Raw genomic sequence first — 23,606 nt, 5'->3', positions numbered from 1 at the left:
TTGCAACAGGTCTACGGGGAGGGCTACTTGAGGCCGCTGGTCGACATGCCGGCGACGAAGCCGCGCTGGGCGACGAGGAAGATCAGCAGGATCGGGACGACGTACATCACCGAGGCCGCGGCCTGGAGGTTGGTGACCGGGGTGCCGGCCGAGGTGACGTAGGTGGACATGACGGCGACCGCGAGGGTGGTGCGGTCCGTGGACAGCAGGAGCTGCGGGGCGATGTAGTCGCCCCAGGTCCAGGTGAAGGCGATGACGAAGCTCGCGGACAGGACCGGCCAGGACTGCGGGAGGAAGATCCGCCAGAAGATCGCCGCGTATCCGCAGCCGTCGACGATCGCCGCCTCCTCCAGCTCCCGGGGCAGGCCCGCGAAGAACTGCCGGAAGAGGAAGACCAGATAGGGGGCGGACGACAGGCCCCACAGCACCCACGGCCAGTACGTGTCGACCATGCCGAGCCTGGCGAAGATCAGGTAGGTCGGCAGCAGGGTGATCATCTGGGGCAGCATCATCGAGCCGAGGAGAACACCGAACAGCGTCTTCCTGCCCGGGGCTTCGAGGCGGGCGAAACCGAAGCCGACCCAGGCGGAGCTCAGGGTGACGAGCGTGGCGTAGATCAGCGCGATGATCAGGGAGTTGCGGGCGTAGCCGAGGAAGTCGATGAGGTTGAAGGCGTCGGCGAGGTTGTGCCACTGGACGTGCGCGGGCAGCCAGTGCACGGGTGAGGCGGCGAGTTCGGCCGGGGTCTTGAGGCCGGAGACCACCAGCCAGCCGAAGGGGCCGAGGAGGAGTCCGGTGATCGCGACGAGGACCGTGTAGAGGACGAGGCGGTTGACGCGGACGCGCGGGCCGCGTTCCGGGGCGAGCCTGGGGGCCGGGGTGGCGGTGCCGGCTGTCACTTCTTCGCCTCCGGGTCGACGTTGTAGAACACCACGCCGGACGTGGCCTTGAAGATCACTGCGGTCGCGAGGAGGATCAGGACGAAGAGCACCCACAGCAGCGCGGAGGCGTAGCCGTAGCGGCCGAAAGCGAAGTACTCCGCGAACACGTGCATCATGTAGAGGTAGTTGGACTGCGGGAGCGCGGTGATGCCGGCCGGGGTCGGGTCGGGGGCCAGCAGCAGCGGCATGATGGTCTGCACCGAGGCGATCACCCCGGTCACGGTCTGGAAGAGCAGCACCGGCGACAGCAGCGGCACCGTGATGCTGCGAAAGCTCCGCCAGGCGCTCGCCCCGTCGATCCGGGCCGCCTCCAGCAGCTCGCGCGGGATGTCCTGGAGCCCCGCCAGCGAGATGATCATGATGTTCCCGGCGGTCCAGAGCACCGTCATGATCAGTACGTAGCGGGCGTAGGGGTCGGCGAGCCAGCCGAGGGCGTCGATGCCGAAGAGGTTCAACACCCCGTTGGCGGCACCCGAGTTCTGGTCGAAGAGCTGCTTGAACGCGATGCCCGCGCCCACCGGGGGCACCACCGCCGGCAGGTAGAGCAGCGTGCGGAACAGCCCGCGCGCCTTCAGCGGCCGGTTCACCAGGACGGCGAGCCCGAGCCCGGCGATGATCGACAGCGGCACCGAGGTGATCGCGAACAGGCCCGTGCGGCCCAGCGACTTCCAGGTCTGCGCGTCGGAGAACAGTTCGCGGTAGTTGCCGAGGCCGACGTAGTGCCAGTGGGGCGAGATCCCGTCGAAGGTGGTGAAGCTCAGCCACAGCGCGTACGCCATCGGCGCGATGGTCAGCAGGACGAACCCGATGATCCAGGGCGAGGCGAACAGGTAGAACGCCCGGTGCCTGCGGGTGGCGATGGAGGTGCGCGGCCGGGAGGCGCCCGGACCTCTCGCGGGGGTGAAGCCGTGCCGCTCGGTGACCGAGGACAACTGATCGACCGTCATCCCACCTGCTCCTTACCGCGCTTGAGCTGCGCGTTCATCGCGGCGTTCAGACGTCCCGCGAGGGTGTCGACGGACATGCCGCCGGTCATGGCCGCCGGGGCGATCTGGTTGAAGAGGGCGAGGAGCGAGTCCGCGGTGGCGTACGGCGTGAAGGCGATCACCGAGTAGTGCTCCAGTTCGGCCTCCTGCACCGTGAGCACCCGCTTCTGGTAGTCCTCCTGCGCGGGCATCAACGGCCGCAGCGACTTCAGGGTGGGGATGCCCCAGCCGCCGGCGGCGCGCGCCCTGGCCGGTGCCTCACCGAAGAACCACTCGAAGACCCGCCACGCGGCGTCCTTGTGGTGGGACCTGCTCGGGATCCAGAAGCCGGTCCCGGCCTGGCAGGGGCTGACCCGCCGGCCGCCCTCGAAGTACGGGGCGGGAGCCAGCCGGGACAGCGGCGCCAGCTTCCTGTCCGCGTTGATCAGACCGCCGAGCCAGTAGCCCGAGTTCGACATGGCGAGCCGGTTCGCCTGGAAGGTGGGCCCGTCCCAGGTGTTGGGGTCGGGCTGGACGATGCTGGGGCCGACCTTGGTCCGGCAGTAGTCGATGTACCAGCCGAGCGCCTTGCGGGCCTCGGGGGTGGTGAAGTCGATCCGGGAGTAGTCGTCGGTGAAGAGGTTCCCGCCGGCGGCCACGGTGAGGCTCGCCAGGAGGCTGGGGGTGAGCACGCCGTTGTAGCTGCCGCCGAACACGGTCGTCTGGCCGTGCCTGCGGCGGGTGAGCCGCTTCGCCTTGTCCAGCCACTCCTCGTAGGTGATCGGGTCCAGCTCGGGCGGGTGGTCGACGCCCGCCCGGTCGAACAGGGCGGTGTTGTACCAGAACATCGAGTCCTGGGAGAAGTCCTTCGCCATGCCGTAGCGCGGGCCCCTGCCCTGGGTGCGGCCGTCGTAGCGCCACAGGTCGTTGACCGGGTCCAGGTCGGCCACCCCGAGGACGCTGCTCCTCGCGAAGTACGGGTCCAGGTCCTCCATCACGCCCCGGGCCGCGTAGTACGGGGCGTCTACGGCACCGACCCCGCGCACCAGGTCCGGCGGGTTGCCGTTGGTCATCATCGCGATCAGTTGGCTGGTGCTGTACAGCACCGTCCTGATCCGGACGCCGATGTCCTCCTGGGCCTGCCGGATCAGCTCCGGCGAGATGTCGTCGGCCTTGGCCATCACCGTGACGGTCTCGCCGGAGCCCCCGACCGCGCTCGACACCCGCATCGCGCAGCCGCTCAGCGCTGCCGCCCCTGCCACGGCACCGCCGGCGGAGAGGGAGAGAAAACGGCGGCGGCTCAGCGCGGCACCGGCATGTGGGCGCACGACGCACCACCTCCTGCTCTGTCCGTTCATGGGAACGCCGAGACCGGTCGACAACCGGTTGCCGCGTTGGGGCAGAGCTTCAGCCCTGTGCGGAAACGGCGTCAAGAGGCTTGACGAACTTTCGAAAAGACTGTGTAACCTCGCCGACACGGCCAGATCAAGAAACCGGTTGTCATGCAGGTCATCTCAGCGGCACCTCGGCGACACCTCGGTGATTGACCGCCCCTCGACGCCGGACCTACGGTAGATCCCCAGTAGAAGGCGTTTTCAGAAACATTTTCCGCCCAGTGTGTCAGGAGTGACATGCCCAGCCCTCAGCCACCCAGGGCCGTGTTCGCGATGGATCCCGTCCATCTCCCGCTGCTCTTCCCCCCGCCCCTGATGACCCGGCTGAGCGAGGCCGCCGACCTCGACCCCGCACTCGTCGTCCAGGACTTCACCGACCCCCGCGCGGCCGACGCCCTGGCCCGGGCCGACGTCCTCATCACCGGCTGGGGCTGCCCCCACCTCGACACCGGCGTCCTCGCCGCCGCACCCCGCCTGCACACCGTCCTGCACGCCGCCGGCTCGGTCCGCTCACTCGTCGGCGACGCCGTGTGGCACCGCGGCGTCGCCGTCTCCAGCGCGGTCACCGGCAACGCCCTGCCGGTCGCGGAGTACACCCTCGCGATGATCCTGCTGTGCGGGAAGGACACCTTCGACCACCGGGAACGGTTCCGGGTCACCCACGCCTACCCACCGCCCGCCGAGACCGCCGGCACCGGGAACGTGGGCCGACGGGTCGGCGTCATCGGGGCGTCCCGGGTGGGGCGACGGCTGCTGGAACTCCTCCGGCCGTTCGACTTCACGGTGCTGCTGCACGACCCCTACGTCAGCCCCTCGGAGGCGGGGTCGCTCGGCGCCGAACTCGTCTCCCTGGACGACCTGTTGCGGCGCAGCGACATCGTCTCGCTGCACGCCCCCGACATCCCCGAGACCTACCGGATGCTCGACGCGGCCCGGCTCGGGCTGATCCGCGACGGGGGCGTGCTCATCAACACGTCCCGCGGGGCACTGGTCGACCCCGACGCGCTGACCGAGGAACTGGTCTCGGGTCGCCTGCGGGCGGTGCTGGACGTCACCGAACCCGAACCGCTGCCCGCGGGGTCACCGCTCTACCGGCTGCCCAACGTGTTCCTCACCCCGCACATCGCGGGCTCGCTCGGGAACGAACTGGAGCGGCTGGGACGGATCGTGGTGGAGGAACTGGAGCGGGTGGGGGCGGGGGTGGGGTTGGCGCACGAGGTGCGGTACGCGGACATGGGGCGGGTGGCGTGAGCGCCTCCGGGGGCGCCCCCCGGCTCCCTCACGCCGTTGTCCGGGGTGCGGACCGAGTGGGTGGGCACGTGTCCTCCGGGGCACTCACGCCGTCGGAATCGTGCTGTAGTAACAATGGGATACGGTTTCCGGACCCGAACGGGGCGGAGCCCCCCGGCCACGACCGTGAAGGAGCCTCAGGGTGAGTCAGCGCAAGGCGTCCGGGGACGTCGGTCGGGCCACCATCCGGGACGTGGCCGAGCGGGCCGGGGTGTCCGTGGCCAGCGTCTCGCGGGTGCTGTCCGGGAACTACCCGGTCTCCGAGGACCTGCGCCGCAAGGTGATGAAGGTCGTGCGGGACCTGGACTACGTCACCAACGCGCACGCCCGGTCGCTGGCCGGCGGCGGCACACCCACCGTCGCCATCCTGATCAACAACATCACCGGTGCCGCGTTCGCCCACGTGGCCAAGGGGGTCGAGGGGGCCGCCACGCTGCGGGGCTGGCTGTCGCTGGTGGGGACCACCGGGGACGATCCCGAACGCGAGCTCGCCCTCGTCAACCTCATGCGCCAGCAGGGGGTCGCGGCCGTGGTGCTGCTCGGCGGTGCCTACGACTACGACGAGTACCAGTTGCGCATGGCCCGCTTCGCGCGGTCCCTGGACGCCGCCGGGTCGCACCTCGTGCTGGTGGGGCGCCCGCCGCTGGAGGGTGACGTGCCGGCCACCACCGTCGACTACGACAACGAGGGCGGCGCCTACGCCATGGCCAGCCACCTGCTCTCGGCCGGCCACCGGAAGGTCCTCGTCCTGCCGGGCCACTCCGAACTCACCACCGCGCAGGGGCGGTTGCGCGGGGCCCGGCGCGCCTTCGAGGCGTACGGCGTGCCGTTCGAGGCCGGCATGGTGCGGCACGGGGCCTACGACTACGAGCACGGGTACGACGCCGTCGAGGAATGCCTGCGGGACGGGCTCGGGTTCACCGCCGTCCTCGCCGGGACCGATGTCGTCGCCGCCGGTGCCATGCAGGCGCTGCGCGCGGCCGGGCTGCGGGTGCCCGAGGACGTGTCGATCGTCGGGTACGACGACATCCCGCTCGCCTCCCAGCTCACCCCGCAGCTCACCACGGTCCACGTGCCCTACGAGGAGATGGGGCGGGTCGCCCTGCGCGCGGTCGCGGACCGGCGCGAGGGTGGTGGCGCGCGGCGCCGGGGGGCCGACGGGGACCACCTGGTGCTGGGCACCCATGTCGTCGTACGGAACTCCGTGCGGCCGCCCGTCCAACCCCGCCGGCGGGGAGAGGAAGAGATCGTTTCGTAAACGGTTTCTGGGTGACTACCGGTTGATGACCCGACCTGGGCGCGATCGGTCGTCCCGTCCCGCTTCATGCCCCTGAGCTGGTAGTACGTCGGTTTCGGCGGGGCGGGCGGAGTGCTGCCCGGCCTCCCTTCCGGGACGGATCGCCGTAAGAAGTTGACGTCTGCCTCTTGCTAACCACCTGGCCCTCGGCCTACCGTCCCAGCAACCGGTTACTACAGCTTCTGCTGGGCCGATCCCCCGCAACCGCGTGCCGTTGAACTTCCGGCCGCCGTTTCCGGCCGACACCGAGCCGCCGATTCCCCCTCTCCTCTCCGAGACGCCCTACTTTCCGAAGGAACACGGTCAGATGAACTTCAGCAGCCCCCGGAGAAGGTTCACCCGCGCCGCCGTTGCGGGACTCGCGTTGTCAGGTCTGCTCACCGCGTGCGGCGGGTCGGACGGTTCCGGCGGCTCGCAGTCGTCGGGGCCGGTCACCCTCCCGTTCTGGGGCTGGGCCAACGGACAGGAGGCCGTCGTCAAGGCGTTCAACGCCTCGCACAAGGACATCCGGCTGAAGTACACGAAGGTCACCGACCAGCTCACCATGCAGAAGCAGCTCACCAACGCGGTGAAAGCGGGCAACGAGCCCTGTCTCGTGCAGAACACCGCGGAGTACGTGACCAGTTGGGTCGCGCAGGGCGCGCTCGCCGACATCACGAAGTACGTCGAGGGCGAGAAGGACACGTTCAACACCGGATCGTGGGCCAGCGCCCAGGTGCAGGGGCGGATGTACGGCGTGCCGACCAGCTCGGCGCCGAACTTCACCATCTACCGCACCGACCTCTTCAAGAAGTACGGCATCGAGCCGCCGGCGACCTGGGACGAGTTCATCGCGGCCGGCAAGGTGCTGAAGAAGCACGGCGCCAAGATCACCAACTACGCCGGTGAGGACCCCAGCACGCTGGAGGTGCTCGCCATGCAGGCCGGGGCGCACTGGTACGCGATCGACGGCAACTCCTGGAAGGTGGACTTCCAGGACGCCGGGACGCTGAAGGCCGCCGAGGTGATCCAGGAGATCATCGACAACGACCTGAACTCCACGTTGTCGTTCGCGGATTACGCGGCCGTGCAGCGCAACTACGACAGCGGCGGCACCGCGACCCGGCAGATCTCCACCTGGCAGATGGCCGGCATGGTGCAGAACTTCACCAAGTCCTTCGGGAAGTGGGGTCTGTCGCCCTGGCCGACGTTCACCGGCGAGGCCGCCAAGACGCCGGCCGGGACCAACCTGACCGGCAGCGTGACACTCGTGACCAAGGGGTGCGAGCACCAGGAGCAGGCCGCCGAGGCCGCGCTGTGGATGTCCACGAACACCGGCGCGGTGAAGACGATGGCGAGCCCGGAGACCGGCAACGGCGTGATGCCCGCGCTCGCCGACAGCGACACGTACATACCCGAGGCGGTCTCCGAGAAGCTGCTCGGCGACGACTACCAGGCCGGTCAGCAGGTCGTGAAGGACAGCCTGAGGACCGTCACCACCGACTGGACCTTCGGGCCCGACTGGACCGCGATGTTCACCGAGATGCAGGCCGGCTGGGCGAAGGTGGTCAGCAAGGAGCAGACGGTGACCGAGCTGCTGGCGCACATGCAGGAGTGGACGGTCAAGGACCTGAAGTCCCGCGGCATCAGCGTCAAGGGCTAGAGGCCGAGGGCTGCTGCTGATGATTCGCTCCCTGCGCTGGAAGGGTGCCGCGTTCACGGTGCCCTTCCAGCTCGGCTTCGTCTTCCTGTACCTGCTCCCGATCGGGTACGCCGTCCACCAGTCGCTGTACCGGTCGCAGTCCTCGGGGTTGGGCCTTGGCGGGACCACCGACGAGTTCTCCGGACTCGACAACTACCGGGAGGGCCTGACCGACTCGGCGTTCATGGGCTCCGTGCTGCGGGTGGTGCTCTTCGCCTGTGTGCAGATCCCGGTCATGCTGCTGGTCAGCCTGGTGCTGGCGCTGTGCCTGGACGCGCTCGCCGCCAGGAGGGCCGGGCGGTTCCGGATCCTGCTGCTGGTGCCGTACATGATCCCGGGCGTGGTCGCGGCCATCGTGTGGCTGAACCTGTACAGCCCGGACGTCGGGCCGCTCACCCCGCTCGGCGAGGTCTTCGGGTTCTCCTGGAACTTCTTCGCGCCGTCGATGGTGTGGCCGTCCATCGGCAACCTGCTGACCTGGCACGGCATCGGCTACAACATGGTCATCATCTACGCGGCGCTCCAGGGCGTGCCCCGCGAGCTGTTCGAGGCCGCGCGGCTCGACGGGGCCACGGAGTGGCGGATCGCGCTCAGCATCAAGATCCCGTTCGTGCGGGGGGCGTTGGTGCTGACCGGGATGCTCTCCGTCATCCAGATGCTCCAGATCTTCAACGAGCCCGCGCTGTTCAGGAACGTCACCCCGCAGACGGTCAGTGACTCCTTCACCCCGATCATGATCATCTACAACCAGGCGTTCAACGCCGGCAACTACCACTACGCGGCGGCCCTTTCGGTGCTGCTCGCCCTGATCCTCGGCGTCGCCTCCTTCCTGTTCTACCGGCTCACCTCGAAGGAGACCGACTGATGACCCTCGTCGAGGAGCCCACCCAGACCTCGTCGGTCCGGCGGCTCAACTCCCCTGATCCCACGGCCCGTTCGCGGGGCGGCCAGCGGTTCCTGCTCGTCGGGCTGTCCCTGGCGAGCGTCTACAGCCTCTTCCCGGTGTGGTGGCTGGTCGTCGCCGCCACCAAGGACCGCACCGGCCTGTACCAGTCCAACGGGCTGTGGTTCTCCGGCTGGCACCTGTGGGACAACCTGCGTCAGCTCTTCACCTACGAGGACGGCATCTTCCTGCGCTGGACGGCCAACTCGTTCCTGTACGCCGGTGTCGGATCGCTGGGGGGCACCCTGCTGGCGCTCGCGACCGGTTACGGCCTCGCGCGCTTCGACTTCCCGGGGCGCAAGCTGGTGTTCGCGTGCGTGGTCGGTTCCTTCCTGATCCCGATCGCGCTGCTCACGCTGCCGCTGTACCTGCTCTTCTCGGAGATCGGCCTGGTCGACACGCCCTGGGCGATGCTGATTCCCTGCCTGATCAACCCGTTCAGCGTGTACCTCGCCAAGGTGTACACCGAGGCCACGATCCCCTTCGAACTGCTGGAGGCGGCCCGTATCGACGGGGCCGGCGAGCTCAGGATCTTCTTCAGCATCGTGCTGCGGATGATGACCACGGGCGGTGCCACGGTGTTCCTGCTGGCCTTCGTCAACACCTGGAACGCCTTCTTCCTGCCGTTGACGGTGCTGCGCGGCGAGAACAACTGGACGCTCAACATCGGCCTCTACAACTGGTCCGGCAAACGCCTGGAGTCCGGCGTCGACCTCACCGGCCTGGTCCTGACGGGTGCCCTGCTGTCCATCGTCCCGATGGCGATCATGATGGTCGCGATGCGGCGCTACTGGCGGACCGGTGTCACCCTCGGAGCCCTCAAGTGACCCTGCTGCGCAACCCGGTGATCCGCGGCTTCGCCCCGGACCCGTCCATGGTCCGCGTGGGTGACTGGTTCTACGTGGCGACCAGTTCCTTCGAGTGGTTCCCGACCGTCCCGATCCACCGCTCCCGCGACCTCGCGCACTGGGAGTACGCGGGGCATGTCGAGGGGGCCGTCCCGGGCGACTCCCTCGCCGGGGTCCCCGATTCGGGCGGCATCTGGGCACCCTCCCTGAGCTGGGACGGTGAGCGCTTCTGGGTGGTCTACTCGATCGTCCGCTCGGTCGGCACGCCGTACTTCGACACGGACACCTATGTCTGTACGTCCCCCACTCCCGACTTCGCTCGAGCGGGGGCGCCCCCATCGGAGGCGTCCGGTGCGTGGTCGGCGCCGCGGCGGATCCCGAGCCATGGCTTCGACCCGGCCCTCTTCCACGACGACGAGGGCCGGCTGTGGCTGCTCAACCTCCAGAACGACCACCGGCCCGGGGGCCGGCGCTTCGCCGGGATCGTCCTGACGGAGCTGGACCGAGGGACACTGGCCCCCGTCGGCGACACCCACCTGCTCCTTCAGCACGAACGCCTCGTCGAGGGACCGAAGTTGGTCCACCGGGACGGCTGGTTCCACCTCGTCCTGGCCGAGGGGGGCACCGGATTCGAGCACGGGGTCCTGGTCGCCCGCAGCCGCGAGATCACCGGGCCGTACGCACTGGACGACCGCCCCCTCCTGACGTCCCGGGACGATCCGTCACTCCCCCTGCAGAAGGCGGGCCACGGCGAACTGGTCCAACTGGCGAACGGCAGTTGGGTGTTGAGCCACCTCGCGGCCCGCCCGCTGCCCACCCCGAACGGCCCGCGCTGCCCGCTCGGCCGCGAAACGGCGATCCAGGCGGTGACCTGGGACGCGGAGGGCTGGCCGAGGTTGCGGGACGGGGGCACGCACCCTTCGGTCGAGGTGGAACTACCGCCGATTGCGGAGCGGGTCGCGCAGGCCGCCGGATCCGCCCACGCCCACCCACACCCACGGCCCGAACCCGCCGGACCCGGGGCGAGCACCCGAACCAGCACGGCCGGCTTCCAGAGCGCCGACCAGGCGGCCGGCCGTGCCACACCTGTCGCTCCCCGACCGGGAACCACGGTCGACGGATCAGCGCAATCTCCCGCGAGCGCCCACACCCCCGCTCAGCCACGCCCACACCTGCCCGAACGATCCGCCCCGTTGTCCTGGCCCTGGAGCACCCTCCGCGCCGCCCCCGATCCCTCGTGGGCCGACACCTCCGCCCGGCCCGGCTGGATCCGGTTGCGGGGGCGGCACGGGCCGGAGTCGCGATGGGCGCACAGTCTGCTCGCCCAGCGGATCACCGAGCACCGGGCGGAGGCCGAGGTCACCGTGGAGGCCGGGCCGCGGACGTTCACACAGGCCGCGGGGCTGGTGCTCTGGTATGACACCGAGGCCCATCTGGCTCTCGACGTGACGTGGGCGGAGTGCGAGGGCGAGGAGCAGCGCGGGCAGCAGTGGCGGGGCGGCGGGCGGACCGTGCTCAGCCTGGTCGAGCGGGACGAGGGCAGCACCCGGCAGGTGGCCGTCGTCGACGCCGGTACGGAAAGCGCCTTCACGCTCGGTGTCACGGTCATGGACGGGGTGGCGCGTTTCCGGTGGGTGGGCGCGGACGGCGCGTGGACGCCGGTGGGCCCGGAGCTGGACTTCACCCGGCTCTCCGACGACCACGGATCGAAACTCCGGTTCACCGGAGCGATGGCCGGAATCCACGCCGTGGACCTGGTCGACGCGTCCTTCACGGCCGACTTCACCGGGTTCCGCCTGAGCTGCGGGCAGCGTTCGGAGTTTCGAAAGTCGCGGGGACCCCAAGACCGGTGAAGCCCGACCTCTTCCCGACTTCAGCGGGCGTACCTAGGGTAGGAAGCGCTTACTGTTTCCGCGCTGGTCGAAACTTTCATGGCCCTCGGGCGGGCCGGAGAGGTGGTTCCCGATGGTCCGCACGGGGAGTGCGAGCGTGGCGGCCGGTCCCACGCTGGCGGTCGTGGCCCGGGAGGCGGGCGTGTCGGTGCCGACCGCCTCCAAGGTGGTCAACGGCCGTGAGGACGTGGCCCCCGAGACCCGTCGCCGGGTGACCGAGGCGCTGGACCGGCTGGGGTACGTCCGCAGACCGAGGTTCGACGCGGCGAAGTCCTCGGGGCTGGTCGACCTGGTCGTGAACTCGCTGGAGACCTCCTGGTCGGGAGCGGTGCTGCACGGTGTGGAGGCGGCCGCCCACGACGCGGGTCTGGAGGTGGTGGTCTCGGCGGGGCTGGCCCGGAACCGGGCGGGGCGCCCGGACCGCGGCTGGATGGACAAGCTCACCGCGCGCGGCTCCTCCGGGGTGTTGTTCAACCTGGCCGAGCTGACGCCGTCGCAGTACGGCTGGCTGGACCAGCACCGCATCCCGTACGTCCTGATCGACCCGGTCCTGGAGCCCCCGCCGGGCGTGGTCTCGGTGGGCGCGGCGAACTGGCAGGGCGGGGTGACGGCGACCGAGCACCTGCTCGCGCTGGGCCACGAGCGCATCGCGGTCATCGCCGCCCACCAGCGCAGGATGTGCAGCAGTGCGCGGGTGGCGGGCTACCGTTCCGCGCTTGCCTCGGCGGGGGTACGGCAGCGTCCCGAGTACGTCCGGCACGCCGGCCACGACGAGAGCGCGGCCCGCCGCACCATGCGCGAACTCCTCGATCTGCCCGAACCGCCCACCGCGGTCTTCGTCTGCTCCGACCACATGGCCCTCGGCGTGTACGAGGCCCTGGCAGAGCGGGACCTGCGGGTCCCCGGGGACATCAGTGTCGTGGGTTTCGACGACGTTCCCGAGGCCCGCTGGACCACTCCGGCGCTCACCACGGTCCGGCAGCCGCTGTCGGAGATGGCGGCGACGGCACTGCGGCTGCTGGTCCGCATGATGGAGGGCGACCGCCCGGAGAGCACCCGGACCGAGCTGTCGACGCGGCTGGTGGAGCGGGCGAGCACGGCCCCGCCGCGCGGCTGATCCGGCGACCGCCGCACGCGCCACCCACCGCCGGATTCGTTCAGCTTCGGTCATCCGTGGGCCGGGGGGAACTGGCCGGGGCGGACGGGCGTCGAACGTTGCGGCGGGGAGGGGGGCCGCCGCCTCTGCGCGGGCGGTGGCGAGCACTTGGGGGACGACCATGACGCGCTGGCGACCGCTGCCGGACTCGCTTCCGAGGGAGGCGCGGCATCTCGTCGAGCAACTGCGGCAGCTCAAGGACCGCACCGACCTGAGTCTGGCCGAGCTGGCGCGGCGCACCGCGTACAGCAAGTCGTCCTGGCAGCGGTATCTCAGCGGGGCCAAGCAGCCGCCGCGGGGAGCGGTGCAGGCGCTGTGCAAGGTGGCGGGCGCGGACCAGGCCCGACTGCTGGCGCTGTGGGACCTGGCCGCCCCGGTCTGGCCGTACGGCACGGTGGTGACCGCGGTGGCGCCGGAGGTGGCGGTGGCGGTTCCGGCCGGGCTGGAGTACCGGCGGTGGCGTACGGCGGCCCTGGTCGCGTTCGCGGTCATCGTGCTGCTGGTGGCGGGGGTGCTGTGGGCGTGGCCGTCGGGGAGCGGGTGACCGTGCGGCCGCCCACTCCCCCGCCCGGCCGGGGTCAGCCGCGCTGGTCGTAGAAGGCGATCCGCCAGGGTCCCGTGCCCTTGAGCTTCACCCGGTACTTGCCGCTGACCCGCTTGAAGTCGACGTCCCGCTTGTCGCCGTCGTAGCGGACCGCGCCGCCCGAGCCGGGGCCGTGCAGCCACTGCTGGGCGAACTCCCAGCTCTGGTCGGTGACCACGCCGTCGTTCTCCTGGAGGCCGTAGCGCTCCTGCCACCACTGGGTGGCCGACTCGGTCTGCGGGCCGAAGGAGCCGTCGATGTGGCTCTTGGCGAAGTTGTGCCAGTCCCCGTCCTCGTCCTGCCACTTGGCGCCGTCCGCGTACAGGACGGACTGCCACAGGGCCGTGGCGTTGCTGTTCGCGTAGTCGTCGACGCTCAGGTTCTCCTCGTCCTGCCAGTCGTCGCTGACGACGCCGTTGCCGTCGATGCCGTGGTACGAGGCCGCGTCGGCGGCCGGCGCCACGGCCAGGCCGAGCGTCCCGGCGCCCAGCAACGCGGCCGTCAACATCCCGACGGCCCGCTCGCGCATGCTCATGGAGGTCTCCCTTTCCGAACCGCCGTGGTTCCCCCCGTGGTTCCCCCTGGGGCGGCTCGCTTCGCTTGCGGCACAGCCTCACAGTGCTGAGGTGCGCACGGCGAGAGCCGTTCGCGTCCCCGGTCCGGCCGGGGACGGTCCACCCCGTGCACGGCGGTGCGGTCCGGGAGCGCGGGCCGTACGGGGACCTGCTGGGACAGGATGGGACGGGGTCAGCCGGTGCCGTGCGCCCGCCGTGCCGCCCAGGTGATCCCGCCGAGCAGATGGGCGCGGAAGTCGGGGTCCGCCCAGGCCTCGGCCGCGTGTCCGAGCGCGGTGTAGAAGACGCGGCCCGCGCCCTGCTCCCGGCACCACACCAGCGGGTGGTCGGCGCCCATCCCGCCGCCCTCGTACGACGACTCGTCGGCGCATGCCAACACCCGTACCGTTCCTCGGGGGTTGGTGCGGAAGTCGTACCACTCGTCGGTGAACTGCCATACGGCGGGGAGGTGTCGGGTGGCCGGGTGGTCGTGGTCCTCGACCCGGATCCGGCCGGGCTGGTACGCGGGGTGCTTGTCGAAGCGGGCGCCCAGCAGTTCGCCGTAGTAGGGCCAGGTGTACTCGGTGCAGGCGGCCGCGTGCACCCCGACGAAACCGCCGCCCGACTCCACATGGGCGGCGAGCCGCTCCCGCCCGGCCGGGGTGAGGATCTCGCCGCTGGTGGAGAGGAAGACGACGGCGGCGTACCGGTCGAGGGGCCGCTCCAGGGCGGCCGGGTCCTCGCTCGCGGTCACCTCGAAGTCGCCGAGGGCGCGGATGGCGTCGACGGCGGCGGGGATGGAGTCGTGGCGGTAGTCGGCGGTGCGGGTGTGGACGAGGAGTCGGGGAGCCATGGCCCGAGCCTAGGAGGTGTTCCACCGCGGGGTCCGCGCGCCGTAGCCTCGGCGCGGTGAACGCGATTTCCGCACGGCTGGACCATCTGGTCCTCGCGACGCCCGACCTGGCGGCGACGGTCGCCGACTTCACCCGGCGCACCGGGGTGGCCCCCGCCCCCGGCGGGGTGCACGTCGGCCTCGGCACCCGCAACCACCTCGTGTCGCTGGGCGGCACCGCCTACCTGGAGATCATCGGCCCGGACCCGGACCAGCCGGAGCCGACGGGCCCGCGCCCCTTCGACGTGGACTCGCTCCCCGCCGCCCGCACGGTCACCTGGGCGATCAGCCCGCCCGACCTGGACGCGGCGGTGGCCACCGCCCGGGCCCGGGGTTACGACCCCGGGGAGATCCGCCCGATGAGCCGCCGCCGCCCCGACGGCACCCTGCTGGAGTGGCGCCTGACGGACGGCGACACCCAGCACCCCTCCGGCCTGGTCCCCTTCCTCATCGACTGGGGCGCCTCCCCGCACCCCACCGCCTCGGACCTGCCCACCGCTCCCCTGCTGTCCCTGACCGCGACCGCCCCGGACCCCGAGGAGATCCGCCCCCTCCTCGCCGTCCTCGACGTCCGTCTCCCCCTCGCCGAGGGACCGCTGGGGCTCTCCTTCACGGTGGACACCCCGCGGGGGCCGGTGACCTTCGGCTGACGTGTCCGATTCCTTCAAGACCGGGCGGCGCCGGGATGCCTACGGTGACGGCATGACTCCACGATTCCACGCCATCGGTCTGGTGGCCTCCGACATGGCCGCCTCCGTCGCCTTCTACCGGCGGCTCGGGTTCCCGTTCCCCGAGGGGTCCGAGTCGCAGCCGCACGCGGAGGCCGAACTCCCGGGCGGGCTGCGGCTGATGCTGGACACCGAGGAGACGGTCCGCTCCTTCCACCCCGGCTGGCGGGCGCCCTCCGGCGGCAGCCGCACCGGGCTCGCGCTGCGCTGCGACGGCCCGGCCGAGGTCGACGCGGTGTACGAGGAGCTGGTGGGCGAGGGTTTCCACGGTGAGCTCAAGCCGTGGAACGCCGACTGGGGCCAGCGGTACGCGTCCCTGCACGACCCCGACGGCAACGGCGTCGACCTGTACGCCCCGCTAGCCGGCGGCGAGTAGCCGCCCGAGCGGCACCCCGGCCAACTCCCTCACGTCCCGCGCGAGATGGGCCTGGTCGGCGAAACCGCACCGCGCCGCCGTCTCCGCGAACGGCACCCCGGCGCCGGCCAGTGCGAGGGCCCGCCGCAGCCGCAGGATCCGGGCCAGGGTCTTCGGTCCGTACCCGAACGCGGCCAGCGACTTCCGGTGCAACTGCCGTGCCCCCAGGCCGATCTCGTCGGCGGTCACGGCGACGGGGCGGCCCGCGCCGAGGGCGGCGACGAGGGCCCGCAGCACGGGGTCCGGAGGGGTCGCGCGCTCCAGGGCGATCTCCTCGACCACCCTGGCGGGGTCGGAGGCTCCGGCGATCCGGCTCCGCAGCCGCCGTACCTCCGGGGCCGGCCACAGGTCGGTCAACTCCACCCGCCGGTCGCGCAGTTCATGGGCGGGCACCCCGAGGAAGGCGGGCGCGGAACCGGGAGCGAAGCGCAGGCCGACCCAGGTGCCGGGGGCGCCCGAGGTGACGTACGCGCGGGTGTCGGGGCCGGCGACGAGCAGGCGGCCCTCGTGCCAGAGCAGGTCCATGCACCCGTCGGGCAGGACGCGTCCGGTACCGTCGCCGGTCCAGACGACGGCACCGGGGAGCCGGGACGGCCGTTCGCTGTACACGTTTCCAGGCTACGGCGGGCCGAGACGCAGCCGGAACTCCTGCGGGCTGACCCCGTACCCCCGCTTGAACGCGCTGGACAGCGCGAACGCGCTCCCGTACCCCACCTGCCGGGCGATCGCCTCCAGCGTCGCGGACCCCTCCCGCAGCCGGTCCGCCGCCAACGCCAGCCGCCAGCCGGTCAGATACGACATCACAGGCTCCCCCACCAGCCCGGTGAACCGCCGGGCGAGCGCCGCCCGTGACACCCCCGCCTTGGCGGCCAGGGAGGCCACCGTCCACGGGTGCGCGGGATCGTCCTGCATCAGCCGCAGCACCCGGCCCACCACCGGGTCCGCGAGCGCCGCGTACCAGGCGGGCGCCTGTGCCTCGGGCCGGGAGAACCAGACCCGCAGCGCCGCGATGACCAGCAGGTCCAGCATCCGGTCCAGGACGACCTCCTGGCCCGGCTCGTCGCGCACGATCTCCTCCATGAGCAGGGGGGTCAGCGGGCACTCCCACACGTCGGTGGTCAGCGACAGCAGCGGCGGCAGCGCGTCCAGGAGCCGGTTGCTGATCTCGCCCTCCATCAGGTACGTCCCGATGAGGATCACGGTCTCGCCGTCGAGCCGGTCGCCCCAGGCGCGCACCCCGAGGTCCATGGAGCCGTTCAGGGCCCGCCCGTCGGGGTAGCGGCACTCCGCGCCGGGCAGGATCAGCGCCTGCGGGGCCGTGTCGGGGGCGTCGGCGCAGGTGTAGGGATCGGGGCCGCGGGCGATGGCGAGGTCGCCGGGGCGCAGCCACACCGGCTCGCCCGAGTCGGGCAGGACCACGGCCTCCCCGCGGACCGTCAGCATGACCGTCAGCGGCGCCCGGTCCTCCACACGGACCGCCCACGGCGGGTCGAAACACGCACGGATCATGAAGGCGCCACGCGCCCGCGGGCCTTCCAGCAGACCTGCCAGAGCGTCCATGCGGCCAGCGTAGACGGGTGCGCATGGGAATGAGCCGTTCGGCGATGGTCCCGTGCCGGGCCCGGGAGTTGACTCGACGGCATGACACGGAACACGCGGAACACGACGGTGGTGGTGACCGGAGCCTCGGGTCGTACGGGCAGCCGGGTGGCGCGGTCCGCGCGGGCCGCGGGGCTGACGGTACGGGCGGCCTCGCGGGCGCAGGGCTTCGACTGGCACGACCCGTCCACGTGGGCGCGGGCGCTGCGGGGCGCGGACGCCGCGTACCTGGTGTACCCCTCGGACATCGGCGCCCCCGGGGCCGCCGAGGCGGTCGGGGCCGTCGCGCGGGCGGCGGTGGGGGCGGGCGTACGGCGGCTGGTGCTGCTGTCGTCCCGGGGGCAGGACCGGGCGCGGGACGCGGAGGAGGCGCTGCACGCGTCGGGGGCGGACTGGACCGTCGTACGGGCCTCGTGGTTCGCGCAGAACTTCAGCGAGGGGCCGCTGGTCGAGGAGCTGCGGCTGGGCGGGGAGCTGGTGTTCCCGGCGGGCGAGGTGCGGGAGCCGTTCGTGGACGTGCGGGACATCGGGGACGTGGTGGCGGCCGCGCTGGTGTCGGGCGACCGCTACCTCGGGAAGACGGTCACCGTGTCCGGCCCACGCCTGCTGACCTTCGGTGAGGCGGTCGCGGAGGTCGCGAAGGCGGCGGGCAGGGAGCTGATGTACCGCGCGGTGTCGGCTCGGGAGTACGGGGAGCGCCTGGCGGGGTTCGGGGTGCCGGAGGCCGAGGTCGGCGCGCTGGTCGAGGCGTTCGAGCAGTTGCTGGACGGCCGCAACGCGTACCTGTCGGACGGAGTGCGGGAGGTCCTGGGCCGCGAGCCACGGGACTTCACGGAGTTCGCGCGGGAGGCGGCAGCGGCAGGAACATGGCAGACCTGACCCCGGCCGCTCCCCCGACCCCAGGGGCGCGGGGAACTGCGCGGCCAGCCCCCACGGCCCCGCGCCCGGCGACGCACCCCCGTCAGGAGCCCTCGGGCTTGTGCGGGGGATGCGTCGTCTTCGCGTGCGTCCGCAGGCGGGAGGTCACGTCCTCGGGAGGCAGGAAGCGGGACCAGCGTTCCGGGAACTCCGAGGGCATGTCGGGGTCGTCGGGGTCCGGATCGGAGTCGTGGAGCGCGGCCGCGCGGGCCACGTACTCCGCGACCTGCGCCTCCCGCACCCGCTCCTGCGCCGCGCGCGCCGCCGCCGTGGCCGCGGCAGGCCAGACACGGTCGATCGCCGCGTTCATCGCCGCGCCCACCAGGACGGCGAACGCGGAGACGCCGATCCACAGCAGCACCGCCACGGCCGCGGCCAGCGAACCGTAGATCGTCGCGCCCTCGATCGTGCTCTGGAGGTAGATCCGGAGCAGGAAGCTCCCCAGCACCCACATCGCCAGGGCCACCAGTGCGCCCGGCACGTCCTCGATCCACGGTGAGCGCACCGGTACCGACACGTGGTACAGGGTCGTCAGGAACGCGATGGACAGGATGATCACCACGGGCCAGTACAGGACCTGGACGACCGTCGTCGACCACGGCACGATCCGCACCACGGCGTCCGGTCCGGCCACCATCAGGGGCAGCGCCACCGAGCCGATCAGCAGGGCCGCGATGAACAGCGCGAACGCCACGAGCCGGGTCTTGACGATGCCCCGGACCCCGTCGAGGCCGTACATGACGGTGATGGTGTCGATGAAGACGTTCACCGCGCGCGACCCGGACCACAGGGCGAACAGGAAACCGACGGAGATGACGTCGGGGCGGCCGCCCTTCATCACGTCGTCGAGGATCGGCTGCGCGATCTGCCGTACCCCCTTGTCGGACAGGACCGTGCGCGCCGCATCGAGGAGGTTGGCCTCCAGGCTGCTGATGCTGTCGGTGCCGGTCCAGTCGTCGACGTAGCCGAGCAGTCCGATGAGGCTGAGCAGCAGCGGCGGTACGGACAGCAGCGAGAAGAACGCGGCCTCGGCGGCCAGCCCCAGGATGCGGTACTCGATGCACGAGTTGACGGTGTCCTTGAGCAGCAGCCAGGCGGTCCTGCGCTTCGACACGTTCCGGTAGAGGGCACGTGCCCGGTGGAGCCGCCCGGGGGGCTGTTGAGGAGAGTCGCTTGCTGCCTGCACGACCTAAAGGTATCCGCCACGGGAGCATGCACTCATCCCCCCGTCCCGGTCCTGGGCACGCCCGTGCGGGGAACGTCCGCTCGCGTTCGGTTCCGTCATGCCACGGAAAACCCCGGGCAACCCCGCGGAAATCGCCAAGGAAATCGAACCCCTTTTCTGTCATGAACCCGTTGGCCGGATATGGCGGATTCCGAAACCGGAATGCACGACGACACATGCACCGGCCACGAGGTGAGTTCCCCGGTGGCGCCCCGGAACGACAAGAACTGGATATACCGACGACACCCGGCCGACCAGCCAGAAACCGCCATTGACTGAAACGCGCTTGACCGGTTCACAAGCGCCTCGAAACAATTCGGATTGCATTCTCAGGGCCCTGACCAAGGCCCGAGCCGGCCACCCCGTCCCCGTCTCGTGGTCACTCCAGGCGCATACCGAACCGCTCCTTCTCTCATTCCATTACGTGTCTCACGACACTTCTTTTTCTTCCGGAACACCGGAACCACGGGGGTCCTTCTCCATGATTTTCCGCTGCGCGGTGAACAGCGGGCGATATTCCGCCGTATCCCACTCTGGAGAATTCTCATGCCTGCTCCGAACGCGCCGAAGCAAGCCGTGCCGCGCATCGTGGGAGTCGATGTGGCTCGGGGCCTCGCCCTGCTCGGAATGTTCTCCGTTCACGTGTTCGGCGCGTTCGACGAGGCCGGGTCGGTCACGCCGGCCTGGATGCTCGCGGGTGGCCGTGCCTCGGCGACGTTCGCCGTGACGGCGGGGATCGGCCTGGCGTTCACCACCGGCGGCCGCCGACCGGTGACCGGGCGGCCCGCGACCGTGGCGGTGGCGGCCCGGGCCGTGGTCATCGCGCTGATCGGACTGGTCCTCGGGTACGCCTCGCGCGCGGCGGACCTCGACGTGGACGTGATCCTGGCGTTCTACGCCCTGCTGTTCCTGATCGCGGTCCCGCTGCTGGGCCTTGGCCCGGGCACCCTGGCGGGGCTCTCCCTGTTCCTGGCCGTGGGAGCGCCGTTCGCCGTCCACGCGCTGCGCGACGTCCTGCCCGAGCCCGCCTTCGACGGCGATCCGACCCTCCAGGACGTGGTCACCGATCCGGTCGGCCTGGTCTCGGACCTGCTCGTGCACGGTGACTACCCGGTGCTCGCCTGGACCGCCTACCTGTGCGCCGGACTCGCCCTCGGCCGCCTGGACCTGACGTCACGCAAGATCGCGCCCCGGCTCCTCGGGGGCGGTCTCGCCCTCGTGGCCGGGACCTGGCTGGTGTCGTCCCTGGTCCTGTTCCACTACGGCGGGCTGCGGCACCTGTGGCGTGCGGAGTTCCCGGACTCCTCCCGCGCCGAGGCCCTGTGGGACAGCCCGGACGGCGCGACCTGGTGGGCGCTGCTCTCCCGCGCGCCGCACGCGACCACACCCTTCGACATGCTCCTCACCCTGGGCTCGGCGGCGGCGATCCTCGGCGGCGCCCTGCTGCTGACCAGGAGCACCCGCCTCACCCGGGCGCTCACGCCGCTCGCGGCGGCCGGCAGTATGCCGCTGACCCTGTACGCCGCCCATGTGCTCCTTCTCGCCACCGGCGCGCTCTCCGACTCTCCCGAGCTCCTCTACGCCGTCATGACCACCGGAGCGCTCCTCTTCGCCCTCTCGTGGCGGCACCTCGGACGTGGCCCGCTGGAAACGGTCGTCGCAGGCGCGGCCCGGCGGTGTCGCGAGGCCGTAACACCACCGCGGCCCCCGGAACCGGTGGCGGACCCGGCCCGACTTAGCAGGCACACCGAATAGTCCATAAGCTCAAAAGTAATGATCTAGGAGCTCAAGTGGTGGTAAATCCCGGCGAGATCACGACAGTCGCCCCGGTGGACGGCACCGCCCAGGTCCTCGCCGAGGTGCTGGCCGGGGTCGTGAAGACGGATCAAGTGCCCCTCGACAGCCACTTCTTCGACGACCTGGGTGCCAACTCCCTGGTCATGGCCCAGTTCTGCGCCCGGGTGCGCAAGCGCGCGGATCTGCCGCAGGTCTCGATGAGGGACGTCTACGGCCATCCGACCATCCGCGGTCTGGCGACCGCCCTCGCCGAGGTCCCGGCCGCCGCACCGGCCCCCGCGCGTCCCGCCGAACCGCCCCCGCCACCGGGCAGCACCGCCCGCTACGTGCTGTGCGGGGTGCTCCAGTTCCTCGTCTTCGCCGGGTACTGCGGCGCGGCCGGTGTCGCCACCGCCGAGGGGTACGCCTGGGTGTCCGGCGCCGAGGGGGTGCTCGCCGTCTACCTGCGCTCGCTGGTCTTCGGCGGTGCCCTGTTCGTCGCCCTGTGCACCCTGCCCGTGGTGGCGAAGTGGCTGCTGGTCGGCCGGTGGAAGGAGGCGGAGTTCCCGGTGTGGGGTCTCGCCTACGTCCGCTTCTGGCTGGTCAAGGCACTGCTGCACGCCAACCCGATGGTCCTGTTCGCGGGCAACCCGCTGTACGTCCTCTACCTGCGGGCCCTCGGCGCCCGTATCGGCCCGGGCGTCACGATCCTGTCCCACTCGGTGCCGGTCTGCACCGACCTGCTGACCGTGGGCGCCGGCACGCTGATCCGCAAGGACGCCCTCTTTCTCGGCTACCGGGCGCACGCGGGCCGTATCCGCACCGGCCCGGTCACCCTCGGCCGGGACGTCTTCGTCGGCGAGAAGACCGTCCTCGACATCGGCACGTCCATCGGCGACGGCGGCCAGCTCGGCCACTCCTCCGCGCTGTACGACGGCGCCGCGGTCCCCGCCGGCGAGCGCTGGCACGGCTCACCCGCCCGCCCCACCGACGTCGACCACATCCGCGTCCCGGCGACCCGCTGCGGCACCGCGCGCCGGGCCGGGTACGCCCTGGCGGCGCTGGTGCAGACGCTGCTGGTCTACGTCCCGCTCGGCATCGGCGGCACGTTCCTGGTGATGGACCTCGTCCCGGCCCTGGACCCGCTGCTGGAACCGGACGCGAAGGAACTGGGGTCGACGGCCTTCTACGCCGAGGCGCTGATCCTGTCCGTCGCCCTCTTCGCCGGTTTCGTGGCCGTCGGCCTCGTCACCGTGACGGTGCTGCCCCGGCTGCTGAACCTCACCCTGCGGGCCGACCGGGTCTATCCGCTGTACGGCTTCCACTACTCGGTGCAGCGCGCGATCGCCCGGACGACCAACATCAGGTTCTTCAAGTGGCTGTGCGGGGACAGCTCGTACATCGTCCCCTACCTGCGGTCCGTCGGCTACGACCTCTCGCACGTCGAGCAGACCGGCTCGAACTTCGGCACCGAGGTGTCACACGAGACGCCGTACCTGGCCACCGTCGGCAGCGGCACGATGGTCGCCGACGGGCTGGCGATCCTCAACGCCGAGTACTCCAGCACGTCGTTCCGCGTCTCGCGGGTCACGATCGGCGGGCACAACTTCCTCGGCAACCACATCGCCTACCCCGTCGGCGGCCGCACCGGCGACAACTGCCTGCTCGCCACCAAGGTGCTGGTCCCGCTCGACGGCGAACTCCGCGAGGGCGTGGGCCTGCTGGGATCCCCGCCCTTCGAGATCCCGCGCACGGTGGAGCGCGACACCCGCTTCGACCACTTCCGCGAGGGCGACGAGCTGCGCCGGAGGCTGTCCGGCAAGAACCGCTTCAACGCCCGCTCGATGGCCCTGTTCCTGTTCCTGCGGTGGCTGCACTGGTTCCTGCTGACGCTGCTCGGCTTCGCGGCCGTCGACCTCTACGGCGGCCGGGGCGCCCTCGGCGGCCTGCCGATCGGCGGCTGTCTGATGGCCGGCCTCGTGCTGACCACCGGTTACTGGGCGCTGGTCGAGCGGGTGATCACCCGGTTCCGGCCGCTCCGGCCGCGACTGTGCTCCATCTACGACCCGTACTTCTGGTGGCACGAGCGGCTGTGGAAGGTGCCCGACCACCATCTGGTGGTGCTCGACGGCACCCCGTTCAAGAACCTGGTCTGGCGGCTGCTCGGGGTGCGGATCGGCCGGCGGGTCTTCGACGACGGCTGCTACATCACCGAGCGGACGCTGGTCGCGATCGGCAGCGACAGCACGCTCGGCCACCACTCCAAGGTGCAGGCGCACTCCCAGGAGGACGGCACCTTCAAGTCCGACCACATCGTCATCGGCGACGGCTGCACCGTGGGGGCGGGCGCGCTGGTCCACTACGGCGTCTCGATGGGCGACGGTGCCGTGCTCGGTGTCGACGCCTTCCTGATGAAGGGCGAGGAGATGCCGGCAGGGGCGCACTGGGGCGGGAATCCGGCGGTGGCGCCGCGCCGCGCCTGAACCGCCCGAACAAGGAAAACAGGGGG

General features: G+C 71.2%; 21 protein-coding genes. 13 read left to right on the top strand and 8 right to left on the bottom strand.

Translation table 11 applies throughout. From position 1 onward, the window contains the following. Window positions 1-23: 23 nt before the first annotated feature. Genes ACZ66S_RS15855 through ACZ66S_RS15845 form a run of 3 tightly spaced genes read right to left on the bottom strand, consistent with a single transcriptional unit; the run spans window position 24 to window position 3,234 of the window. Entirely contained in the window at window positions 24-899 is an 876-nt protein-coding gene (locus ACZ66S_RS15855; protein ID WP_469902097.1) for a carbohydrate ABC transporter permease, read from the bottom strand. Beyond that, on the bottom strand, window positions 896-1,888 hold the full coding sequence (locus tag ACZ66S_RS15850) for a carbohydrate ABC transporter permease (protein ID WP_469902096.1): 993 nt from the start codon (window positions 1,886-1,888) through the stop codon (window positions 896-898). The genes ACZ66S_RS15855 and ACZ66S_RS15850 overlap by 4 nt, the downstream gene beginning before the upstream one ends. Further along, the gene (locus tag ACZ66S_RS15845; RefSeq protein ID WP_469902095.1) at window positions 1,885-3,234 is read right to left on the bottom strand and encodes an extracellular solute-binding protein; all 1,350 of its coding nucleotides are present in this window, start codon (window positions 3,232-3,234) and stop codon (window positions 1,885-1,887) included. The genes ACZ66S_RS15850 and ACZ66S_RS15845 overlap by 4 nt, the downstream gene beginning before the upstream one ends. Before the next feature lie 303 nt (window positions 3,235-3,537). Between ACZ66S_RS15845 and ACZ66S_RS15840 the strand changes: the two genes are divergently transcribed. The 8 genes from ACZ66S_RS15840 to ACZ66S_RS15805 all read left to right on the top strand — a co-directional run bounded on the left by ACZ66S_RS15840 (window position 3,538) and on the right by ACZ66S_RS15805 (window position 12,951). After that, complete coding sequence (locus ACZ66S_RS15840) at window positions 3,538-4,551, top strand: hydroxyacid dehydrogenase (RefSeq protein ID WP_469902094.1); 1,014 nt, start codon at window positions 3,538-3,540, stop codon at window positions 4,549-4,551. Between the two features lie 181 nt (window positions 4,552-4,732). Beyond that, window positions 4,733-5,848 (top strand): LacI family DNA-binding transcriptional regulator, encoded by a 1,116-nt coding sequence (locus ACZ66S_RS15835; protein ID WP_469902093.1) that lies wholly within the window; start codon window positions 4,733-4,735, stop codon window positions 5,846-5,848. A gap of 346 nt (window positions 5,849-6,194) precedes the next feature. Further along, on the top strand, window positions 6,195-7,529 hold the full coding sequence (locus ACZ66S_RS15830) for an ABC transporter substrate-binding protein (RefSeq protein ID WP_469902092.1): 1,335 nt from the start codon (window positions 6,195-6,197) through the stop codon (window positions 7,527-7,529). Window positions 7,530-7,548: 19 nt separating this feature from the next. Further along, window positions 7,549-8,433, top strand: coding sequence for a carbohydrate ABC transporter permease (locus ACZ66S_RS15825; RefSeq protein WP_469902091.1), 885 nt, complete (start codon window positions 7,549-7,551; stop codon window positions 8,431-8,433). Next, complete coding sequence (locus ACZ66S_RS15820; RefSeq protein ID WP_469902090.1) at window positions 8,433-9,338, top strand: carbohydrate ABC transporter permease; 906 nt, start codon at window positions 8,433-8,435, stop codon at window positions 9,336-9,338. The genes ACZ66S_RS15825 and ACZ66S_RS15820 overlap by 1 nt, the downstream gene beginning before the upstream one ends. Further along, window positions 9,335-11,212, top strand: coding sequence for a glycoside hydrolase family 43 protein (locus ACZ66S_RS15815; protein WP_469902089.1), 1,878 nt, complete (start codon window positions 9,335-9,337; stop codon window positions 11,210-11,212). Before ACZ66S_RS15820 ends, ACZ66S_RS15815 begins: the two co-directional genes overlap by 4 nt. Window positions 11,213-11,324: 112 nt before the next feature. Beyond that, a complete protein-coding gene (locus ACZ66S_RS15810; RefSeq protein ID WP_469902088.1) occupies window positions 11,325-12,368 on the top strand; it encodes a LacI family DNA-binding transcriptional regulator in 1,044 nt (347 codons plus the stop codon). 160 nt (window positions 12,369-12,528) lie between these two features. Continuing rightward, complete coding sequence (locus ACZ66S_RS15805; protein ID WP_469902087.1) at window positions 12,529-12,951, top strand: helix-turn-helix domain-containing protein; 423 nt, start codon at window positions 12,529-12,531, stop codon at window positions 12,949-12,951. A gap of 34 nt (window positions 12,952-12,985) precedes the next feature. Here the strand turns inward: ACZ66S_RS15805 and ACZ66S_RS15800 are convergent, their stop codons facing one another. Both ACZ66S_RS15800 and ACZ66S_RS15795 read right to left on the bottom strand, forming a co-directional pair. After that, a complete protein-coding gene (locus ACZ66S_RS15800) occupies window positions 12,986-13,525 on the bottom strand; it encodes a peptidoglycan-binding domain-containing protein (protein ID WP_469902086.1) in 540 nt (179 codons plus the stop codon). Between the two features lie 212 nt (window positions 13,526-13,737). Further along, the gene (locus ACZ66S_RS15795; RefSeq protein WP_469902085.1) at window positions 13,738-14,397 is read right to left on the bottom strand and encodes a ThuA domain-containing protein; all 660 of its coding nucleotides are present in this window, start codon (window positions 14,395-14,397) and stop codon (window positions 13,738-13,740) included. Window positions 14,398-14,453: 56 nt separating this feature from the next. On the opposite strand from ACZ66S_RS15795, the gene ACZ66S_RS15790 reads away from it, so the two are divergent. Together ACZ66S_RS15790 and ACZ66S_RS15785 are read left to right on the top strand one after the other, a co-directional pair. After that, entirely contained in the window at window positions 14,454-15,086 is a 633-nt protein-coding gene (locus tag ACZ66S_RS15790; RefSeq protein ID WP_469902084.1) for a VOC family protein, read from the top strand. 52 nt (window positions 15,087-15,138) lie between these two features. Beyond that, window positions 15,139-15,540, top strand: coding sequence for a VOC family protein (locus tag ACZ66S_RS15785; protein ID WP_469902083.1), 402 nt, complete (start codon window positions 15,139-15,141; stop codon window positions 15,538-15,540). Here the strand turns inward: ACZ66S_RS15785 and ACZ66S_RS15780 are convergent. Continuing rightward, the gene (locus ACZ66S_RS15780) at window positions 15,523-16,188 is read right to left on the bottom strand and encodes a DUF6597 domain-containing transcriptional factor (protein WP_469902082.1); all 666 of its coding nucleotides are present in this window, start codon (window positions 16,186-16,188) and stop codon (window positions 15,523-15,525) included. The two genes, ACZ66S_RS15785 and ACZ66S_RS15780, sit on opposite strands and share 18 nt — an antisense overlap. Before the next feature lie 9 nt (window positions 16,189-16,197). Then, window positions 16,198-17,139, bottom strand: a complete 942-nt coding sequence (locus ACZ66S_RS15775; protein WP_469902081.1) for an AraC family transcriptional regulator — start codon at window positions 17,137-17,139, stop codon at window positions 16,198-16,200. Window positions 17,140-17,220: 81 nt separating this feature from the next. Between ACZ66S_RS15775 and ACZ66S_RS15770 the strand changes: the two genes are divergently transcribed. Then, window positions 17,221-18,057, top strand: a complete 837-nt coding sequence (locus ACZ66S_RS15770; protein ID WP_469902080.1) for an NmrA family NAD(P)-binding protein — start codon at window positions 17,221-17,223, stop codon at window positions 18,055-18,057. Window positions 18,058-18,139: 82 nt separating this feature from the next. Here the strand turns inward: ACZ66S_RS15770 and ACZ66S_RS15765 are convergent, their stop codons facing one another. Then, window positions 18,140-19,282, bottom strand: coding sequence for a YihY/virulence factor BrkB family protein (locus ACZ66S_RS15765; RefSeq protein WP_469902079.1), 1,143 nt, complete (start codon window positions 19,280-19,282; stop codon window positions 18,140-18,142). A gap of 585 nt (window positions 19,283-19,867) precedes the next feature. Here ACZ66S_RS15765 and ACZ66S_RS15760 point away from each other — a divergent pair. Continuing rightward, a complete protein-coding gene (locus ACZ66S_RS15760) occupies window positions 19,868-21,076 on the top strand; it encodes a heparan-alpha-glucosaminide N-acetyltransferase domain-containing protein (protein WP_469902078.1) in 1,209 nt (402 codons plus the stop codon). 35 nt (window positions 21,077-21,111) lie between these two features. Next, a complete protein-coding gene (locus tag ACZ66S_RS15755; protein WP_469902077.1) occupies window positions 21,112-23,580 on the top strand; it encodes a Pls/PosA family non-ribosomal peptide synthetase in 2,469 nt (822 codons plus the stop codon). Window positions 23,581-23,606 lie beyond the last annotated feature (26 nt).

The sequence above is a fragment of the Streptomyces sp. NPDC107471 genome, from assembly GCF_055582845.1.
This window is presented reverse-complemented; position numbering and strand designations above follow the sequence as displayed.

Bases quoted from the DNA above. Each gene is read 5' to 3' on its own strand.
- ACZ66S_RS15850 (WP_469902096.1), bottom strand. From the start codon at position 1,888: ATGACGGTCGATCAGTTGTCCTCGGTCACCGAGCGGCACGGCTTCACC.
- ACZ66S_RS15840 (WP_469902094.1), top strand. From the start codon at position 3,538: ATGCCCAGCCCTCAGCCACCCAGGGCCGTGTTCGCGATGGATCCCGTC.
- ACZ66S_RS15830 (WP_469902092.1), top strand. From the start codon at position 6,195: ATGAACTTCAGCAGCCCCCGGAGAAGGTTCACCCGCGCCGCCGTTGCG.
- ACZ66S_RS15825 (WP_469902091.1), top strand. From the start codon at position 7,549: ATGATTCGCTCCCTGCGCTGGAAGGGTGCCGCGTTCACGGTGCCCTTC.
- ACZ66S_RS15820 (WP_469902090.1), top strand. From the start codon at position 8,433: ATGACCCTCGTCGAGGAGCCCACCCAGACCTCGTCGGTCCGGCGGCTC.
- ACZ66S_RS15810 (WP_469902088.1), top strand. From the start codon at position 11,325: ATGGTCCGCACGGGGAGTGCGAGCGTGGCGGCCGGTCCCACGCTGGCG.
- ACZ66S_RS15805 (WP_469902087.1), top strand. From the start codon at position 12,529: ATGACGCGCTGGCGACCGCTGCCGGACTCGCTTCCGAGGGAGGCGCGG.
- ACZ66S_RS15800 (WP_469902086.1), bottom strand. From the start codon at position 13,525: ATGAGCATGCGCGAGCGGGCCGTCGGGATGTTGACGGCCGCGTTGCTG.
- ACZ66S_RS15795 (WP_469902085.1), bottom strand. From the start codon at position 14,397: ATGGCTCCCCGACTCCTCGTCCACACCCGCACCGCCGACTACCGCCAC.
- ACZ66S_RS15785 (WP_469902083.1), top strand. From the start codon at position 15,139: ATGACTCCACGATTCCACGCCATCGGTCTGGTGGCCTCCGACATGGCC.
- ACZ66S_RS15775 (WP_469902081.1), bottom strand. From the start codon at position 17,139: ATGGACGCTCTGGCAGGTCTGCTGGAAGGCCCGCGGGCGCGTGGCGCC.
- ACZ66S_RS15770 (WP_469902080.1), top strand. From the start codon at position 17,221: ATGACACGGAACACGCGGAACACGACGGTGGTGGTGACCGGAGCCTCG.
- ACZ66S_RS15760 (WP_469902078.1), top strand. From the start codon at position 19,868: ATGCCTGCTCCGAACGCGCCGAAGCAAGCCGTGCCGCGCATCGTGGGA.